Below are 18,042 nucleotides of genomic sequence, written 5' to 3'. Positions count from 1 at the left end.
ATACTCAGGAGGCTTGGATACGAGCGGTGCTGCACTTAATACTTGAATCCAGGAACACTGACAGCCATTATGGATACAAGAAACAAACGCTTCATATAAACTCTTCCCCATTGAGTGTAATCGTGGGGAGGAGTTTACGTTCCTATTATTTCAGTAATATTATCGTTCTAGAAAAAACATGGAACCCGTTAAGTTGTTTCGTCAGCTTTAACGATTTTCGCTTGTTGCTTTTCTACAAGCTCGTCCAAATTCATGAACTCACATTCCTTATTGGCGATAAAGCTGTCTGCAGAGTCGATCAGTATATTGTCGTCCCTCATAAACCGGCGCCCGAGCAACACTGGGTAAGAAAAGTTACCGCGATCTGTCAGTGAAAACTGGGTTTCGTGGCTAGTGCCTGCAATACAGAAGTCCATCATCACAACGTAACGTCTTTGGGACTCTGCGCCTTTGCGTTTTATAAGAACAGTGCGTTCTACCGGTCGCTCAAGTTCTAGAATGATCTCATCATGGTCAATGTTGCTGTCTTCTTCCACAGGATGGTCCTTGTGGTCTGCCAGCGGAATCTGGAACTTCACCCATTTCTGGTCATCTTGCTCGAACTCTTCTACGTTCACCGCGTGCAGCGATGAGGTTTTTGCGCCGGTATCCAGCCGAGCTTTAAGCCGAAGGCCAGTATCGTTCATCACCACCCATTCTACAAAACCGAGAGTCTCGGGAACCGCCGCTTCATTTTCTTGTGCTGTTTCGGCCAGGGCCACTGTTGGGACAATAAGCGCCGTAGCGAGTGAGAACGGGATAAGAAACTTCATTCAATTCCTCCTGCAAAGTTTTGTAAATCTGGGAAAAATGATAAAAAATGTTTTTCGAGCTCTGAGTGCAACGGCCGTATTTCGTGAATGATTCCGGCAAACGAATTTTGGAACCGGATGCGCGCGGCCACCCTGTCTAAAGCATAACCAATGTTGTCGAGATCACGGTAGGAACCAAACCAATCGTGAGACACCATATGGCGGGTTGTTTTACTCATGTTGGGCGACATCAAGTTTTCGTTATCCTGCAGTTCTGCATACACACTTTGTATAAAGGTGTTCTGGTCGACACTGGTAAATTTGTCCCAATGGCACAAAAGAAAGTGATCGTACAGAATATCTAAAGCTACGCCCGAAAACCGGCGACGTTGTGTGGAGAAAAGTCGCTTACTGGCCAGCACGTCCGGGTGCTTGTCGGTAAAGCTGTCCACGGCCAGGTGGTGGCGGACGCCCAACCGTACGGAATTCGGGAGTGCAGCTATGTCCACTCCTCGGGTAAAATCCCCAAGCACGCTGCCCACCCGCGCTTCTGGCGAATTCGGGGCAAGAAAAAGGTGGGCGAGATGGTTCAATATTAGCTTCCTGCACTGGTCGGATGTCTGTCAGGCATTGAGACTGCATTAATCTGCTCTGCTTTTCCATATCAAAAACCGCAATTACACGCTTACTGACGGTGTTTTAATATCTAGGTAATCAAGCTGCAAGCCGCGAGTTACCTTGCGGATGAGTTCCCCCACAGGTATTCTGACGCCCTCTCTAGGTTCAGCTGGCTCGGGCATCCATTGAGAAACCTCTACCCTGTTATTTTTATTGTAAGCCTCATGTTTGTGCTATTAAGCATATTCATGACGTTACCAGTATTTCTGATGCTTGGCTCGGATGCGCCGAATGCGGCGTCGTTTGTGGAATCTGCTGCCATCGTCTTTGGTATTGGCGCGTTGGGTATCGCTTCCACTTACCGGCAACCCCGGGATTTGAAACCACGGTATATGTTCGTGCTTACCGTGTCGTCCTGGTTCATCATCGCCCTACTTTCTTCCCTTCCTTTTTACCTCAGCGACAATGGTATTTCTGCCGCAGATGCATTTTTTGAGGGTGCGTCAGGCATTACAACCACCGGCGCAACGGTGTTCAGTGGCTTGGACACTATGGATAGGGATCTTCTGCTCTGGCGCTCGATTCTGCAGTGGATAGGCGGTATCGGTATAATTGGCATGTTCGTAGCCGTGCTTCCGTTTCTACGGGTTGGCGGCATGCGGTTGTTCGCCACGGAATCGTCAGAGTGGACGGACAAAGCGCTACCCAGAATGAAAACGCTGAGCCGCGGGCTGCTTTTTGTTTACCTCATTTTTTCAACCATCGCTGTCGTAACCTACTGGCTGTCTGGCATGACGCTGTTCGATGCGTTCAACCATGGTTTAACCAGTATCGCCACCGGTGGGTTTTCCACATCGGATCTGAGCATGGGTAAGTTCAACGACCTGATCCTGGTGGAAGCTTCGTTCTTCATGATGATTGGTAGCCTGCCATTCTTCCTCTTTGTGAGGGAACTCCACGGCCAGCGTGGGGTGTTGTTCAAGGACCAGCAGGTCAGGCTGTTTTTAACAATATTACTTGTAGTACCGGCGCTACTTACATTGTATCGGTGGGCTGTCTCTCCAATCCCTTTCAATCCTATCCATAACTACGTTGGCACACTGTTTAATGTCACATCCGTGGTTACAACAACGGGATACGCCTCAGAGGATTATTCGGCCTGGGGACCGTTGGCGTTTGTGCTGTTCTTCTTTTTGATGTTTATCGGTGGCTGTTCCGGCTCTACATCTGGGGGCATGAAGATTTTCCGTTTTCAACTTTCATGGATCATCCTCCGTGAACAACTTATCCGTTTATTGCACCCGCGTGCGGTGCTGACCCGAAACTACAACGGTCGGGCGGTTAGTGACGACATTATCGCGTCGATGATCGCTTACACCTTCATCTTTCTGCTGTGCCTGTTCCTGATTACCGTATCGCTGGCCGCGATGCAGCTCGACTTTGTAACATCGTTATCTGGCGCGCTTACAGCACTGACCAACGTAGGCCCAGGGCTGGGGGACATCATAGGTCCGGCGGGTAATTTCGGCCCTCTGCCCGATCCAGCCAAGTGGATTCTGGCCGTGGGCATGTTAATGGGGCGTCTGGAGATTTTGAGCGTGGTGATCGTGTTTTCACCGACATTCTGGCGTAGCTAAAATGCCGGTGTGTCTTCATCGGTGCTTATAGAGCGTGTTTGCGAATAAAGCGCCCTATTTCCTGAACTTCCTCAAGGCACACGCTGTGCTCCATTGGAAACGTCATATAAACTGGCGCATAGCCCATTTCCTTGAGTGTCTCCACGCTAAGGGTACCAAGCGTTTCTGGAACCATTGGATCTGCAGTTCCGTGATAGATGTTGATGGGGATGCCCGCGTTGGCTTCTGATGGCTGCACCGTTTTCGCGGTAGCGAAGTAGGTAGAAAGTGCCAGAATGCCGGCCAGTCGTTTCGGGTAGGTTAAGCCAAGTTCGTAGGCAACCGCCCCTCCCTGTGAAAAACCCGCAATAATGATATTTTCGGCTGGAATTCCACGCTCGATTTCCTGATCAATCAGTTTGCCCACGGCCCGCGATGAATCCATCAGCTGGTCGGTGTCCACAACCCGGTCAATATCCATAGCTTTGATGTCATACCAGGCGGGCATGCTCATTCCGCCGTTGATGGTTACCGGCAAATTAGGCGCGTGTGGGAATATAAAACGTACGGCTGCGTCATCCGGCAAGCCCAGCTCTGGCACTACGGGTTCAAAATCGTGGCCGCTGGCACCGAGCCCGTGCAGCCAGATTACGGCGGCTGTTGGGTTTGGTCGGGTTTCTAGCTCAATATACTGAAGATCCTGCACGCAGTACCTCGTTGTTCAAAGGGTTATTGTCCGGATTGATCCGGCATGTTTTGACTGGTATTTGCATCCAGCGCGGTCTGAACCGGGTTGGCATACATGTCCAATAGGTAGGGACGAATGGCGGGATCACAAGCCTCCAGCCGTTTGTCCATTTCTGACCGAGCGTTCTGCATTTCTTCTTCAGACCAGTTGCCGGAAGTTACGACAGAGTCCCGAACAACGTCCATATCCTTAGCATCCTGGGAATGCAGGCCACGAGACTCGTAGGCTATAAGGTTGGATGCATGCAAGTGATAATTGGCATGCACTTCCCGGTCGATCAACGCAGCAAGCTCTTTGGCGTTTTCTGGCGCATTGATGATGGGCTCACCAAAGTGCACGTGCACATGGCCCTTGAACTCGGTCAGGCCTTTCATGATTTGTTCTGTGTCTTCACCTTCAGTTTTCTTGTAGCTGCCAGCGCGGGCTTTGGTTTCCAGCTCGCGGGCCTTGTCGCAGTCGCATGGGTCGTATTCGTAGGATATGGACACCGGAACAATACGGAGTTTGTTCATCGCTTCCGCAAAGCTTAAACCGCTCTTCTTACAGCTCATGTAAAACATCTTAATGATCGCAGGATCGGTGAAATCCCGGCCGTCTTTCGCCCGCCCTTCCCGTTGAGCGATCCAGATATTCTCATTGCTCGCTATGCTGTGGTTAATAAAACTGGAAAGCGTAATGTAAGCGTCGCGCATTTCGCGGGGGCTGGTCATGTCGCGGCGAACAATAAAGCTCTTGTTCAAGCGCATCATTTCAGCAAATACGCGGTTGGCCAACAGGTTGTCGCCTATAGCGATCCGTGTGGTACGCAGGTCGTTACGGAACAATAGATAGTTGATCACCATGGGATCAAACACGATATCCCGGTGGTTGGATATAAACAGGTAAGCACCCTGTTTACTGAGATTTTCTATGCCGCTGGTAGTTACGCGGGTGGTGGTACCTTCAATAAGATCACCAATATACCCAGAAAGCCCGGCCTGCAGATCGTCCACCTGAGCAAAATGACCAAAGCGACTCACGAGCCAGCGGCGTGTAAAAAATCGCAGAAGTGCCGGGGCCCAGCGGGCCAGTGCCGGCGACTTGAAGCGCCCGACCATGTCCAGAAATTCTTGGTCGTTGACCAACCGTTGAATTGCCGGGCCGGTTTCTTCGTCCGAGTAGGGACGGATGGCGTCAAATTCCTGCATGAATGCCCTGTTCTTGTTTGTAACGATGATGGTAAGCCGTGAAACGGTAGTTTAAAACCGCGGTATTGTATCGTTTCTTCTCCGGCTTTGCCTCCCAAAAGGTACCTTGCTCAGCCATTCCTAGCCCTGAATCTGGTATGATCCACTACCAGATTTTATCTCCGCTTCGCGATTAACCGGTTAACCTATGTATTCCGATCAGGACTTTGAACAGCTTTCGGCAGAGCGACCCACTACCTCCGGCAAAAGCCCCGAGCAGGTTCTGCACGAGGTTTTCGGATATGAATCCTTTCGCCCACTGCAGGGAGAGATTATTCATGAAGTGGCTTCTGGCGGTAATGCCTTGGTATTGATGCCTACCGGCGGAGGTAAATCCCTCTGTTATCAGGTGCCTGCCCTTGTTCGCTTAGGTACAGCCATTATCATCTCGCCACTTATCGCGTTGATGCAGGATCAGGTTGCGGCACTTCGGCAGTTGGGAGTGCGGGCCGCATTCCTGAACTCCAGCATGGATTTTGAGCAGGCGCGTGCTACAGAATATGCCCTGAGCACCGGCGAACTGGATCTTTTGTATTGCGCGCCAGAGCGGCTGATTCAACCCCGCACCCTCGAATTACTCCACGATGCATCCATTTCGTTGTTCGCCATCGACGAAGCCCACTGCGTCTCTCAATGGGGGCATGATTTCCGTTCCGATTACCTGCAGCTTGCCGTGCTGGCTAATGAATTCCCGGAGATTCCGCGTATTGCGTTAACGGCGACTGCCGATGAGCGCACTCGTAAAGAGATTGCAGAGCGGCTCTCACTTACAGAAGCTCGGCACTTTATAAGCGGCTTTGATCGCCCAAACATTCAGTATCGAATAGCGCCGAAAACCAATGCAAACAAACAGTTGCTGGATTTTATTAAAACTGAACATGAACATGACTGTGGTATTGTTTATTGCCTCTCCCGCAACAAAGTAGATGCCACAGCAAAGATGCTGGCGCAAAAAGGCTACAACGCACTGCCCTACCATGCCGGGCTTTCCGCCAACGACCGGGCCCATAATCAGGAGCGTTTTCTACGTGAAGACGGTGTGATCATCGTGGCTACCATCGCGTTTGGTATGGGTATTGATAAACCCGATGTGCGATTTGTGGCGCACCTTGATTTGCCGAAAAGCTTAGAGGCCTACTACCAAGAAACTGGCCGCGCCGGTCGTGATGGCAAACCCTCAACTGCCTGGATGGTTTACGGCCTGCAGGATGTGATTAAACTGCGGCAGATGCTAGAAGCGTCTCAGGGCAATGATCACTTCAAACGGGTGGAAAGGCAGAAGCTAGACGCCATGCTGGGGCTGTGTGAAGTCACAAAGTGCCGCCGGCAAGTTCTGTTGAACTATTTCGGCGATCAGCTTGAGACGCCCTGCGGTAATTGCGATACCTGCCTAAACCCGCCAGAAACCTGGGATGGCACGGTTGCCGTTCAAAAAGCGCTGTCCTGTGTGTATCGCACTGGGCAGCGGTTCGGAGTTACCTACCTTATTGATGTGTTACGGGGGTCGGACAACGCCCGGATTCAACAATCCGGGCACCACCAAGTCTCAACCTACGGCATTGGAACCGAGTTAACGGCCAGCGAATGGAAATCCGTTTTCCGGCAATTGGTCGCCAACGGTTACTTGCGGGCAGACCCTGAAGGCTACGGCGCCCTGCAATTGACTGACGAATGCCGGCCGCTGCTGAAAGGCGAAAACAAAGTGGAGTTGCGTAAAGACCCGGTTGTTAAAACGTCGACAGGCCGTTCTTCCAGCAGTAAATCAGGCAGTGTGGTCAAAGACCAGGTTACAGACCATGTTGGCTGGCAGGCGCTTAGAGCCTGCCGTAAAGAACTGGCTGAAAAGCAGGGCGTGCCGCCCTACGTTATATTTCACGACACCACCTTGTTCGACATGCTTGAACGCAAGCCGCAAACCCTTGATGAACTTGCCGGCGTAAGCGGCGTTGGGGCCGCCAAGCTTGAGAAGTACGGCGAGACATTCCTCGCCGCTATTGCCGAACTGGCGTCAGCCTGAAGAGCGGCTTCCAGCTAATGTTATTCAGCTGGTTTGAAACCCTTCTTGCGAACTCGATACTGCGCGATGGAGGTAGCAACGTGGTTGCCCTCCATATCTCGCAACTCCCCTTGCAGCGTGAACTTCGCCCGGCCGGTGGTGTCCGCATCCGCCAGAATCCCGGCAACCTCTTCCGGCGACAGCGAGAACTCGACGGTAACGTCCGAATTGGCCGGCAGCAGGAACTGCAGAGTCATTTCCTTCAGGATTGGCGTATAAGCTGGGCCAAGGTCAAACAGCGTTAACACCCCACCCGGGATTTCCGCCACCAGAAAATACGCACCAGCATACAAGCTGCCAAAGTGGTTCTTGTTGCCTTTAAGTTGAATGCGTGCGCGCACGTATCCGGGGCGAACTTCTTCAACACTGAACCGGTTCCTGGGTGCAAACGGTATCGAAAGGCCGATTATCCGGTTTACGGCTGCATAGCCCCCCGTCTTTTTTAACCATGCTAAAGGTTGGGCTAAGGTAGCCTTGGGATCCGAGGTAGAAACCCACTGTCCGGTCGCACCGATAATACTGTCTATTAAGGCCATTATTCAGTTCCTGTGTGTTGATTGGTGCGGATCATTACAATGCTCCGTACACATCGCAACACTCTTTTACAATGTTTTAGAAGCAATTGCGGTTTGCGCGGTTCTTTCTGATCTACAGTATGAGCTAATGGTACAAAGTGGTAGTACCTATGCTGCTTACTTGGTTGTTTTCGAGAATGGACTCGGCAAACACGTTCAAAAGGATTCGGAAATTGCGATATGCCCCCTGCTTTTTAATGCGTGGCCGTGCAAGTGTAAATCTGCTTGCGACAACAGTCTTTTCTCTCGGGCTTTTATCTGGATCTCTGTGGAGCGTTGCGGCCAATGCAAGCGATGCTATTAAAGCGTCGCTGACACCTGAAGAATCAGCTGTGCCGGCTGTTCAGCTAGTTCCTCCTCGCCAGGACTATGTTCTCTGGTACCGAAATTACGACAGCCCAGCAATTCATGCGTTAGTGGCTCTCGCGTTGGCGAAAACACCCGAATACGGAGAGTTCAACATTATCCGGAGCCGTGAGCTTAGCCAGGGGCGCGCGCTGCGAGAGCTTGCCCGTGGAGACCATCGGCTGGTAGATATCGCGAATGTTGCAACAACCGCGGAGCGGGAGCTGTTCCTGACGCCCATTCCTGTTCCTGTGGATGGTGGATTGCTTGGTTTTCGGGTGTGTGTGGTTACGCCTGAAAGCCTGGCTGCGTTTAAAGGCATACATTCTCTGGAAGACCTTCGGAACAAGGGAATACGCATTGGCCAGGGCGCCCATTGGCCAGACACCTCAATTCTGCGGGAAAACGAAATACCGGTTATAACCCACTCCCGCTACGAAATTTTGTTCGGAATGCTGAGAAAAAACCGCTTTGACTGTTTTGCCAGGGGCGTCAGTGAGGTTGTGAATGATCTGGAGGTTGAGAACGATCCGGACTTGCTGATAGAGCCAGGGCTGCTGCTGGCCTATCCTATGCCGTCGTATCTGTTTGTAGGGCAAGAAGACCAGCTAACCGCTCATCGGTTACAGCTAGGTATGGAGAGGGCTATTCAGGATGGTAGCTTTGGCGTGTTTCTGGAGCAGTATTATGGTGCTGCCGTCGCAGCGCTGAATCTGGATAAGCGCAGGATGATCGTTCTAGACAATCCGTTTCTAAGTGAGGAGTCCGACAATGTTGGGCGCCAAACACTGAATAATCTGCGCTGGCGCCTTCAACTACTTAACCGTTGACTCAGACCCGGAAGCGGGAAACATTACCATCTAGCGTGCGGCCGATCTGCTCAATATGGCCGCTATACACGTCGTTCTCGCTGGCCGCCGCCGCTGCATCTTGGCCCTGATCCGCGATGCGGGTAATCGACGCGTTCAGCTCTTCGGTCACTGAGGTCTGCTCTTCCGAAGCCGTGGCAATCTGCGAAGTCATCTGGCTTATAGAAGTGATGGCCTCAGCGATTCTGTGCAAGGAATCCATGGCATCTTGTGCTTTCTCCATGCTTACGTTGGAGACGGCTGTTGAAGCTTTCATAACCTCTACTGCGTCGTTAGCGCCCTTTTGCAGTCGCTCGATCATGTTGTTGATTTCTTCGGTGCTGGTTTGGGTGCGTTGAGCAAGGTTTCGTACCTCATCAGCGACCACGGCAAAGCCACGCCCGGCATCGCCTGCACGTGCGGCCTCAATAGCAGCGTTCAACGCCAACAAGTTAGTTTGTTCCGCAATGCCTTGGATAACTTCTAGTACAGACGTTATAGAGGTAACGTCCCTGCCCAGCGCATCGATAACCTCTGCTGCAGCACTCACCTCACGAGACAGTTTTTGCACCGCATCCCGAGAAGCAGATACGGTTTCCAGCGACGCCCGGCTGTCTTCATCGGCCGTATTTGCCGCATCGGCTGTTTGTAATGCGTTCTGTGCGATCTCTCCGGCCGCGGCGGACATCTCATTAATCGCCGTGGCGACCATATCCACTTCAGTTTGCTGGTTTTCAACGCTGGTTCGGCTGGTCTTTGCGGTATCTCTCAGCGAGGTTACATTGGTAGCCAGTTCGGTACTGCCCTGCTGCACTTCCTGAACCACCTCGTGAATCTTCGCAACAAATTGGTTAAAGCTTGCAGCTAGCTGACCAAACTCATCACGAGCACTGTCGTCCAAGCGCTGGGTGAGATCCGCATCGTTTGAGCCAATATCCGCCATCGCCACATTCAGCTTGCGAACTGGGGCCATCAGCGTGCGAATACCCAAGTGAAGCACGATCAAAGAAACCAGAAGCCCGATTACAGCCATAATCACGCCAGTCATGATTGCAGTGCGAACCGGGGCGTGTATTTTTTCTTGGTTAACGAAAGTGCCCAGGTACCAATCAACACCTCGAGCCTGGCTTATGTGGTGAAAACTGGCGCTCCAGGGAACATCATCTTCGTGATAGCTGTGCTTGTCGCCTTTCAGTTTTGGGGCCTCGCCAAGTAGGGACTTGATGTTCTTCCCAATCAGGCTCTGTTGTGGGTGATAAAGCACCGTACCTTCCTGGCTAATAAGTGCTGCATAGCCAGTGTTAGCCAAGTTTATGACAGATAACTTTTTGTCGATGGCCTTAAGGGTAATGTCAGCCGCGGCCACGCCAGTGTTAAAACCACTCTTAACCGGCGCGAGGGCGGAAATGACGAACTCGCCAGTGTTGGCATCATAGTAAGGCTCGGTGAAGGACGAGCGACCAAGATCCATGGCCTTTTTGTACCAGGGGCGTACACGAGGGTCGTAATCCGATGGCAGAGACGCTTCATCTGTTTTAGTTTTCATGAGCATGACACCATCATCGCGGCCTACATATACATCCTTGAAGTTGCCACCGGTTGACATTGCTTGCAGCACAGTACGTGTCTGCTCGTCGTTATTGGTTTCTATGAGTGCTTTGGCCGTGGCCTCCGTCATCGTCAAGCGTGTATTGAGCCAATCGGCAATACTGTCCGTATTCTGCTCTGCTGTATTTTCAATCAAGGCATCCACATAGGTTTCGGTGGTGTTCTACAAGCGGAGGTTGCCGGAAATTGTAAAGGCGGCCATCACCAAAATGAGCAGAACGCTGAAAGCGACCAATAGCTTTTGACCGAATGTAAGATGCACGACGTACTCCCAAGTGTGATTTAAATGGTTTTCGGCTGCGTGTGCGAACTCTTTAATGCCTTCTGATAAACTTGCTCAATAAATCCATCTCACCGCCATACAGGAGCCCGCTGAATGGCCCTTGAAGATCTGCATCTCAATCTCCGCAACCTAACGCTTGATGACTACGAACAACTTCAGGTGCTCATGGATCGTGTCTACGACGACATAGGTGGTGCTTGGCCAAGGGATACCATCAAAGCATTGGTCGAACAGTTCCCAGATGGACAGATTTGTATTGAGGATAACGGCCAACTCGTTGCTGTAGCCCTTACGGTTTCCGTAAAGTACGAGCGTTTCAGCAACCCTCACACCTATGATGATTTGATCCTGCGCAACGAACAGATCTGGCATAACCCCAACGGCGACTCACTTTACGGGCTAGATGTGTTTATCCATCCCGACTATCGCGGCTACAGGCTTGGAAGGCGCTTATATGAAGCTCGCAGGGAACTCTGTCGATCCATAAACCTGCGTGCCATCCTGGCTGGTGGGCGCATACCTGGCTATTTTAAATACTCAGACCAATGCTCGCCGGCTGAGTACATTGATCGTGTTGATCGAAGGGATATTTACGACCCGATTCTGAGCTTTCAGCTGTCTAACGACTTCAAAGTTACCCGGTTGATGCACAAATACCTGCCAGAGGATGAGAAGTCTCTAGGGTACGCAACCTTACTGGAGTGGCGGAACATTCTGTATACGCCGCCCTCATCGGTGCTTAACGTGAAGAAAACCCAAGTTCGCATGGGAGCCGTTCAATGGCAGATGCGTGAGTTTTCATCCGTGGAAGAGGTGCTTGAGCAGGTTGAGTATTTTGTGGACGCACTGTCTGACTACAAAAGCGACTTTGCGCTGTTTCCGGAGTTCTTTAACGCGCCCTTGATGGGTCTCACCGATCAGGTCGATCAAACTCGCGCCATTCGATTCCTTGCCGGGTTTACCCAGCAGTTCCGGGATCGCATGTCAGACATGGCCGTTAGCTACAACATCAACATTATTACCGGCTCCATGCCATTGCTTGAGAACGACCGGGTCTACAACGTGTCTTACTTGTGCCATCGGGATGGCCGAGTGGATGAACAACGTAAAATTCACATTACTCCCCACGAACGCCGTGACTGGGTTGTAGAAGGCGGTGACAAATTTGAAGTCTTTGAAACAGATGCAGGTCGCGTTGCGATTCTTATCTGCTACGACATCGAATTCCCCGAACTGGGGCGAATTGCAGCCAGTAAAGATGTGGATATCATCTGTGTGCCGTTCTGGACAGATACCAAAAACAGCTATTTGCGGGTTCGTCACTGTGCCCAGGCGCGCGCCATAGAAAACGAATGCTACGTGGTGATTACCGGCAGCGTTGGCAACCTTCCAAAAGTAGAAAACCTAGACGTGCAATACGCTCAGTCTTCGGCATTTTCACCGTCTGACTTTTCATTTCCCCACGATGCCGTATTGGCGGAAACAACGCCGAACACCGAGATGATCATGTTCTCCGATATGGACCTGGAAAAGCTCACATTAGTCCGCAATGAAGGGTCTGTGACCAACCTTAAGGACCGTCGAGTTGATCTGTACCAAATTATCACCAAATAGACGTTGAAGAGCTGTCTGAAAGAGTTATCGTATCGCACTGATGGCGTTGCCAAACTTTTAATCAACGTCTATTGTTTAACCAATAGCTCAATCGATATCAAGCCAGCCCAAGCAGAGACTTTGTATTCATGAAGGAAGCGTTGCCCGATCTTGTAGCCCGTTTCAGAGTTCGGCATGGCCTGTTTCGTAAGGAACGGGTTGAGGCCGAGCTTTTTGAACTGGACTCCTACGGTTGCGTTATGAAGACGGACAAAATGTTCAATCCTGGCGATACCATTGCGCTGGATCTGGTTATGGACATGCCGTTTGATAAAATTCGTGCTGAGAATCTTACGGGCCTGGTCACCGAACGTAGAAAGCACTGTAGCAATTTCTTCTACTCAATTGATTTCTCGGACTTTAGATCTGACGGCGATACAGTTTTAGAAGAAAAACTACGCCGCATCCGAGAGGTGCTTTCTAAAAAGCAGTCGTTGAAATCACGTCGTTCCTCAGGTTCCATGCCGGGTTTCCGGCAGATGGCCTGATCATTTTTATCCGTTCTATCTGTCTGCAAGGAGACATTTCCATGGCGAAGAAAGCCAAATCGAGCGTTGATAAGATCGTAAAAAAGGTCAACAAGGAATTTGAAAAAACGTCATCCCAGATCGAAGGCCTGATCAACGATGCGATGAAACAATTTGATACCCTGCAACACCAGGTTCAAGATCCGGTTCGCAAACTCTTGAAAGAAGTAGATGAACTACGCGAACGTGAAATGAAGCGTTTTAACGATGAGTTTGAGCGCCGCCTGGACGAGTTCCACGAACTGCAATCCAACATACTTGAACGCTTGGGCGTTGCCTCTAAAGAAGACATTCGCAAAGCTGAAAAAGAAAGTAAAAAAGAGCTCAAAAAATCCCCTGCATCCGCCGCAAGCAAACCTGCAAAGAAGGCCGCGCCTAAGAACACGGCTGCCAAAAAAACCGCAGCAAAGAAAACGCCTGCGGCCAAGACAAAGAAAACCGCCGATAAAAGCGATCTTACTCTTGTGAAGGGCATTGGGCCGGCCACGGCTAAAAAAATGCAAGATGCAGGCATTACGTCCATTGATCAGATTGCCAACCCATCGGCAGCCGATCAGGAAAAACTGAATGCTTTCTCTAGCATCAAGGGATTCGACCAACTCACAGCTGAAGCTAAGAAAATTAACTGATGCAAACGCCTGACCAGCCTGTTTTACGGGACATTGTCCTGATTGGCGGCGGGCACAGCCACGTCGGAGTACTCAAGCGGTTTGCAATGAAACCCGTGCCCGGCGTGCGCCTGACCCTCATCTGCCGCGATACACACACACCCTACTCCGGAATGCTGCCAGGCTACGTGGCAGGACATTACAGCTACGATGATGTACACATCGACCTGAGCCGCCTAGCAGAATATGCAGGTGCTCGATTTTACCGGGCCGAAGCCATAGGCATTGATCGCAACAACAAGCGCGTGATCTGCAAAGGCCGGCCGGATGTGCCTTACGATATTTTGTCGATCAACATTGGCTCATCCCCAAGGGTGAATGAAGTCGAAGGTGCGTCCCAATATTCCGTGCCGGTTAAACCTATCACCGGTTTTAACAACCGCTGGCTTGCCCTGCTTTCACGGATTGAAAACCACAAGGGACCACTCACAATTGGTGTTGTGGGCGCGGGTGCTGGCGGTGTAGAGCTCACACTGGCCATGCAATATCGGCTTAAAAACGAACTGGAACAGCGGGGCCGGGATTCCGACCAACTGCATTTTCACTTGTTTGATGCTGCGGATGAAATTCTTCCCACTCATAACACCAAAGTGCGCGAAGTTTTCCGTAAGACTCTCTCTGATCGTGGGGTAAAACTCCATCTTGGCTCGCCAGTAGAAAAGGTCGGCGAAGGAGTTTTGCGTACTGCTGCTGGCGATACTCTGCAGACAGACGAAGTTCTCTGGGTAACCAGAGCTGGCGGCCCAGCTTGGCTGGAAGACACTGGACTGGCGTTGGATGACGGCCTATTCCTGCGAGTGCGGGACACCCTGCAGGTTGAAAACGACGACAGCATTTTTGCCGCCGGCGACATCGCCAATGTGATAAATCACCCACGGGAAAAAGCCGGTGTATTTGCGGTTCGCCAAGGTCCGCCGTTGGCGGACAATCTCAAGCGTATGGCTCTGGGTAAGGCGCCCAAAGATTTCCATCCCCAGAAAAAATGGCTTGCACTGATTAGCACTGGCGATAAATACGCGGTTGCCTCTCGTGGCGATAGACAGTTAGATGGCCCCCAAGTGTGGCGCTGGAAAGACTGGATCGACCGACGGTTCATGCGGAAATTCGCCGACCTTCCACCGATGGAAGAAGCGTCTACCCTACCCGATACAGCGGCAGCTCAGAACCCGGAGGAAGCGTCTCAGGCTATTTCTGCCGTTGCCATGCGTTGTGGCGGGTGCGGCGCCAAGGTAGGCAGTACAGTCCTTTCGAGGGCGCTGGGTGAGCTAAGACCAATTGAGCGGGACGACATTCTGATCGGTTTGCACGCGCCAGACGATGCTGCCGTTCTGCGAGTACCTCCCGGAAAAGCCGTAGTGCATACCGTCGATTTCTTTCGGGCGTTCATTGACGATCCCTACACGTTTGGCCGCGTTGCGGCCAATCACAGTTTGGGTGATGTGTTCGCCATGGGTGCCGAAGCGCAAAGCGCCACTGCCGTGGCCACGGTACCCTACGGTATAGAATCCAAAGTAGAAGATGTCGTTTACCAGATGATGTCTGGTGCAGTGAACGTGCTGAATGAAGCCGGCTGCGCACTAGTGGGCGGCCATACCGGCGAAGGCCGTGAACTTGCCCTGGGCTTCGCGGTGAATGGCCTGATCGATCCTGATGAGGTGATGAGCAAAGGCGGGCTGCGGGCCGGCGATGCTTTGATTCTCACCAAACCCATTGGCACGGGCACGCTGTTTGCGGCTCACGCCCGTTTGGCGGCGAAAGGCCGCTGGATTGATTCTGCCCTGGCCTCAATGGTGCAGTCCAACAAGGCTGCGGCGGATTGCCTTCGTAGCTTTGGATCTAAAGCCTGCACGGATGTGACCGGCTTTGGGCTGCTTGGGCATCTTGTCGAGATGACGCGCCCCTCAGGCGTGGATGCTGAGCTGGATCTCTCTGCAATCCCTATCCTCCCGGGTGCGGAAGAAACCGCAGCAGCAGGTATTCTCAGCTCTTTGCAGCCCGCAAACATACGCTTGCGCCGTGGTATTCGGAATCAGGAGAAGTGGGTGAAACACCCACGCTACGCTCTGATCTTTGATCCACAAACCGCCGGCGGCTTGCTGGCCAGTGTTTCAGCCGATCAGGCGGAAGCCTGCGTGCGGGAGCTAAAAGCTCTGGGTTATCCCCACACAGCCATCATCGGGCGGGTTTTGCCCCAGGATGAGAGCGGACCAATTGAGCCGATTACGCTTAAAGAGTGAGGTTAAAGGTTATTCTCGGAGCAGCGCTGCACCGCAAGGGAAAGCGCTTGCTCCAGGGATTCCCGCTCTTTTTCTGGCGTAAACCGGCTGGCTAGTTGGCCAACCTGCTTGCGTAACTGTTCCAGAAATTCCGGATCGCTTTCAGCACGCATGAGTTGGTCGGCAAGTGCTTGGGTATCACCTACCGGGTAGTACCCGGCGTAATCCGCACCAAGTAAGCCAGCATTCCCCGAAATATCAGATGCGATAATAGGCAGCCCCGCGCGGCAGGCTTCCGACACCACGTTAGCCCCGCCCTCCATCACAGAACTCATCACCAGCAACTGGCTAGTCATCATCAGTTTGGTGATGTCGAATTTCTCCAGCTCGTCGAGCCACTGAAATCGAGAGTTCCCCAGCATTTCCTGTTTAGCAAGTTGCTCCCAGTGTGCATCGTAGGCTTTGCCCGCGCAGGAAACGCGAATACGGGATTCGGAGGGTAACAATCTGGCTGCCCGTGCGGCCCGAAGCGAGTCTTTTTCTTGCCTTAGGTGTCCAATAACGCACACATCAAAGCTATCCGATGGAGAACCGGGCGCGATCGAAGCTGTTCTCTGAGGTTCGCTAACAGGCTGGTCAGCAGACTGAAAAAGCGTAATCAGTTTGTCCCTAAACCTTTCAGGGATGTCCTCCCCAACCTGTTCGTGCAGGCCTATCAATACATCAGCAGCTTGCATGGAGTAAAGGGTTTGCTCGGGGTAATCATGCTGGTGCAGATAAATATCGGTTCCCGTTAACGCCACAACCAAAGGCGTGTTCGGCCAGGAACTCTTAAGCAGGCTAATAGCCCCATGGCTGCGCCAGGCATGAAGAGCAAGGAAAAGATCACAAGGCTCGCCGTTATACGCTGTAACAACAGATACGGCATGTCCCGCTTTTTCCAACAGCGTTTGCCAACGCTCCGCTGTTGCCCTGTTGCCAGCTTTCGAGCCTGGGCCCGCTGGCGTAATCATGATGATATCCATAGTGATCTTCATTAAAAGGAGGCTCTAAAGGTATCGATGCCATTTTTACGAGAGATTAATTTGCTAGAATAGTGCCCTGATACTTGACCTATTTAAACCCGCAATTCGTATAGCTGTTCAGGGTTAAGAGGAATCAGAGTATCCTTCTACTCGCAGGCGCGACAGTTGCGGTGTGTCTGCCTTATCAATCAGATAACCGATCAAGGATTTCAAATGGCTTTGAATCTTATACGGAAGTTGATGCTTTCAAGCTTGTTTTGTTTCTCCGCTGCCGCGGCAGCGGCGGAGACGTTTGTATTCACCGCAATTCCGGATGAAGACGAAACCAAGCTAGTGGAACGTTTTCGCGGTGTAGCCGATTACCTCTCTGAACAGTTAAATGTAGATGTGCGCTATATCCCAGTGAAATCCTACGCAGCAGCTGTTTCAGCGTTCCGAAACAACCAGGTTCAGCTAGCATGGTTCGGCGGCCTTTCCGGCGTGCAAGCGCGCAGACTGGTACCTGGCTCTGAAGCCATCGCACAGGGTGTTGAGGACGAAGCTTTTCAGACCTATTTCATTGCGAATGCCAACACAGGTATTGAGCCAACAGACGACTTGTCCAAGCTGAAAGACCAGTTGCAGGAAAAAACCTTCACCTTCGGCTCTAAAGGCTCAACCTCTGGCCGCCTTATGCCCGAGTTTTATGTGCGCGACACCTTTGAGACGAAGCCCGAGGACTTTTTCTCGCGGGTTGGTTTCAGCGGTAACCACACTCGCACCCTTCGCCTGGTGGAGGCCGGCACCTACGATGTAGGCGCCCTTAACTTTAAGGTTTGGGAAAAAGAGCTGGGTGACGGAAACGTTGATACCGATGCCGTGCAGGTTATCTGGAAAACACCCGCTTACCCCGATTATCAGTGGACCATCCGTGGTGATGTCGACAAGCGTTTTGGGGAAGGCTTTAAGCAACGGGTTACGGAAGCACTGTTGAGCCTGGATGACCCCGAGCTTCTGGAAAGCTTTCCGCGTTCGGGCTTTATCCCTGCATCCAACGATGATTATGAGCCGATTCGTAAAACAGCAGAAGAGATCGGAATCCTCGATTAATGGCAGGCTTCGAACTCTCTGGCCTTACGGCTTCATTCAGCGGCAAGCGGGTTATTGGCCCGCTGTCGTTGCAGGTTAATCCGGGCGATAAAATCGGCTCTCTTCCATTTCGTGTGGAATCGGTCGCCAGCTAACGCCTTTTTGAGCCAT

15 protein-coding genes and 1 pseudogene are annotated in these 18,042 nt (G+C 51.8%); 8 read left to right on the top strand and 8 right to left on the bottom strand.

Features of this window, described 5'->3' with window-relative positions:
- Window positions 1-188 precede the first annotated feature (188 nt).
- Window positions 189-812 carry an ATP-dependent zinc protease family protein gene (locus tag ACTH3S_RS13960; protein ID WP_441809616.1) on the bottom strand — a complete coding sequence of 208 codons (624 nt, stop codon included), beginning with the start codon at window positions 810-812 and terminating at the stop codon, window positions 189-191.
- Complete coding sequence (locus ACTH3S_RS13955) at window positions 809-1,384, bottom strand: ACP phosphodiesterase (RefSeq protein ID WP_441809615.1); 576 nt, start codon at window positions 1,382-1,384, stop codon at window positions 809-811. Before ACTH3S_RS13955 ends, ACTH3S_RS13960 begins: the two co-directional genes overlap by 4 nt.
- Before the next feature lie 249 nt (window positions 1,385-1,633).
- On the opposite strand from ACTH3S_RS13955, the gene ACTH3S_RS13950 reads away from it, so the two are divergent.
- Entirely contained in the window at window positions 1,634-3,046 is a 1,413-nt protein-coding gene (locus ACTH3S_RS13950; RefSeq protein WP_441809618.1) for a TrkH family potassium uptake protein, read from the top strand.
- Window positions 3,047-3,071: 25 nt separating this feature from the next.
- Here the strand turns inward: ACTH3S_RS13950 and ACTH3S_RS13945 are convergent, their stop codons facing one another.
- The gene (locus tag ACTH3S_RS13945) at window positions 3,072-3,731 is read right to left on the bottom strand and encodes an alpha/beta hydrolase (RefSeq protein WP_441809614.1); all 660 of its coding nucleotides are present in this window, start codon (window positions 3,729-3,731) and stop codon (window positions 3,072-3,074) included.
- A gap of 23 nt (window positions 3,732-3,754) precedes the next feature.
- Entirely contained in the window at window positions 3,755-4,960 is a 1,206-nt protein-coding gene (locus ACTH3S_RS13940) for a lysophospholipid acyltransferase family protein (RefSeq protein WP_441809613.1), read from the bottom strand.
- A 187-nt stretch (window positions 4,961-5,147) separates the two neighbouring features.
- On the opposite strand from ACTH3S_RS13940, the gene recQ reads away from it, so the two are divergent.
- Entirely contained in the window at window positions 5,148-7,016 is a 1,869-nt protein-coding gene (gene recQ / locus ACTH3S_RS13935) for a DNA helicase RecQ (protein WP_441809612.1), read from the top strand.
- Window positions 7,017-7,036: 20 nt separating this feature from the next.
- Here recQ and ACTH3S_RS13930 read toward each other — a convergent pair whose 3' ends face one another.
- Window positions 7,037-7,591, bottom strand: a complete 555-nt coding sequence (locus ACTH3S_RS13930) for a DUF4442 domain-containing protein (protein WP_441809611.1) — start codon at window positions 7,589-7,591, stop codon at window positions 7,037-7,039.
- A gap of 371 nt (window positions 7,592-7,962) precedes the next feature.
- Here ACTH3S_RS13930 and ACTH3S_RS13925 point away from each other — a divergent pair, with 371 nt between their 5' ends.
- Window positions 7,963-8,805 (top strand): hypothetical protein, encoded by an 843-nt coding sequence (locus ACTH3S_RS13925; RefSeq protein ID WP_441809610.1) that lies wholly within the window; start codon window positions 7,963-7,965, stop codon window positions 8,803-8,805.
- A 1-nt stretch (window position 8,806) separates the two neighbouring features.
- On the opposite strand, the gene ACTH3S_RS13920 is transcribed toward ACTH3S_RS13925, so the two are convergent.
- Entirely contained in the window at window positions 8,807-9,535 is a 729-nt protein-coding gene (locus tag ACTH3S_RS13920; RefSeq protein WP_441809617.1) for a methyl-accepting chemotaxis protein, read from the bottom strand.
- 126 nt (window positions 9,536-9,661) lie between these two features.
- Window positions 9,662-10,582 (bottom strand): annotated as a pseudogene (locus tag ACTH3S_RS13915) (HAMP domain-containing protein); the annotation flags it as partial.
- A 225-nt stretch (window positions 10,583-10,807) separates the two neighbouring features.
- Between ACTH3S_RS13915 and ACTH3S_RS13910 the strand changes: the two are divergent.
- The 4 genes from ACTH3S_RS13910 to selD all read left to right on the top strand — a co-directional run bounded on the left by ACTH3S_RS13910 (window position 10,808) and on the right by selD (window position 15,799).
- Window positions 10,808-12,328, top strand: a complete 1,521-nt coding sequence (locus ACTH3S_RS13910; RefSeq protein WP_441809609.1) for a GNAT family N-acetyltransferase — start codon at window positions 10,808-10,810, stop codon at window positions 12,326-12,328.
- 128 nt (window positions 12,329-12,456) lie between these two features.
- Window positions 12,457-12,855 carry a hypothetical protein gene (locus tag ACTH3S_RS13905; protein WP_441809608.1) on the top strand — a complete coding sequence of 133 codons (399 nt, stop codon included), beginning with the start codon at window positions 12,457-12,459 and terminating at the stop codon, window positions 12,853-12,855.
- A 41-nt stretch (window positions 12,856-12,896) separates the two neighbouring features.
- Window positions 12,897-13,523 carry a phage tail tube assembly chaperone gene (locus tag ACTH3S_RS13900; protein WP_441809607.1) on the top strand — a complete coding sequence of 209 codons (627 nt, stop codon included), beginning with the start codon at window positions 12,897-12,899 and terminating at the stop codon, window positions 13,521-13,523.
- Window positions 13,523-15,799 carry a selenide, water dikinase SelD gene (gene selD / locus ACTH3S_RS13895; protein WP_441809606.1) on the top strand — a complete coding sequence of 759 codons (2,277 nt, stop codon included), beginning with the start codon at window positions 13,523-13,525 and terminating at the stop codon, window positions 15,797-15,799. Before ACTH3S_RS13900 ends, selD begins: the two co-directional genes overlap by 1 nt.
- Before the next feature lie 2 nt (window positions 15,800-15,801).
- Here selD and senB read toward each other — a convergent pair whose 3' ends face one another.
- Window positions 15,802-16,815 carry a selenoneine biosynthesis selenosugar synthase SenB gene (gene senB / locus ACTH3S_RS13890; RefSeq protein WP_441809605.1) on the bottom strand — a complete coding sequence of 338 codons (1,014 nt, stop codon included), beginning with the start codon at window positions 16,813-16,815 and terminating at the stop codon, window positions 15,802-15,804.
- Between the two features lie 201 nt (window positions 16,816-17,016).
- Here senB and ACTH3S_RS13885 point away from each other — a divergent pair, with 201 nt between their 5' ends.
- On the top strand, window positions 17,017-17,892 hold the full coding sequence (locus ACTH3S_RS13885) for a putative selenate ABC transporter substrate-binding protein (RefSeq protein WP_441809604.1): 876 nt from the start codon (window positions 17,017-17,019) through the stop codon (window positions 17,890-17,892).
- Window positions 17,893-18,042 lie beyond the last annotated feature (150 nt).

The sequence above is a fragment of the Marinobacter sp. genome, from assembly GCF_052094685.1.
Classification (GTDB): Bacteria; Pseudomonadota; Gammaproteobacteria; order Pseudomonadales; family Oleiphilaceae; genus Marinobacter.
Note: the sequence above shows the minus strand (reverse complement) of the source record. Positions and strands in the feature narration are given on the sequence as shown.

Excerpts from the sequence above, each read along its gene's own strand:
- ACTH3S_RS13960 (WP_441809616.1), bottom strand. The coding sequence starts at position 812 with ATGAAGTTTCTTATCCCGTTCTCACTCGCTACGGCGCTTATTGTCCCA.
- ACTH3S_RS13950 (WP_441809618.1), top strand. The coding sequence starts at position 1,634 with ATGTTTGTGCTATTAAGCATATTCATGACGTTACCAGTATTTCTGATG.
- ACTH3S_RS13940 (WP_441809613.1), bottom strand. The coding sequence starts at position 4,960 with ATGCAGGAATTTGACGCCATCCGTCCCTACTCGGACGAAGAAACCGGC.
- recQ (WP_441809612.1), top strand. The coding sequence starts at position 5,148 with ATGTATTCCGATCAGGACTTTGAACAGCTTTCGGCAGAGCGACCCACT.
- ACTH3S_RS13930 (WP_441809611.1), bottom strand. The coding sequence starts at position 7,591 with ATGGCCTTAATAGACAGTATTATCGGTGCGACCGGACAGTGGGTTTCT.
- ACTH3S_RS13920 (WP_441809617.1), bottom strand. The coding sequence starts at position 9,535 with ATGGTCGCCACGGCGATTAATGAGATGTCCGCCGCGGCCGGAGAGATC.
- ACTH3S_RS13910 (WP_441809609.1), top strand. The coding sequence starts at position 10,808 with ATGGCCCTTGAAGATCTGCATCTCAATCTCCGCAACCTAACGCTTGAT.
- ACTH3S_RS13905 (WP_441809608.1), top strand. The coding sequence starts at position 12,457 with ATGAAGGAAGCGTTGCCCGATCTTGTAGCCCGTTTCAGAGTTCGGCAT.
- ACTH3S_RS13900 (WP_441809607.1), top strand. The coding sequence starts at position 12,897 with ATGGCGAAGAAAGCCAAATCGAGCGTTGATAAGATCGTAAAAAAGGTC.
- selD (WP_441809606.1), top strand. The coding sequence starts at position 13,523 with ATGCAAACGCCTGACCAGCCTGTTTTACGGGACATTGTCCTGATTGGC.
- senB (WP_441809605.1), bottom strand. The coding sequence starts at position 16,815 with ATGAAGATCACTATGGATATCATCATGATTACGCCAGCGGGCCCAGGC.
- ACTH3S_RS13885 (WP_441809604.1), top strand. The coding sequence starts at position 17,017 with ATGGCTTTGAATCTTATACGGAAGTTGATGCTTTCAAGCTTGTTTTGT.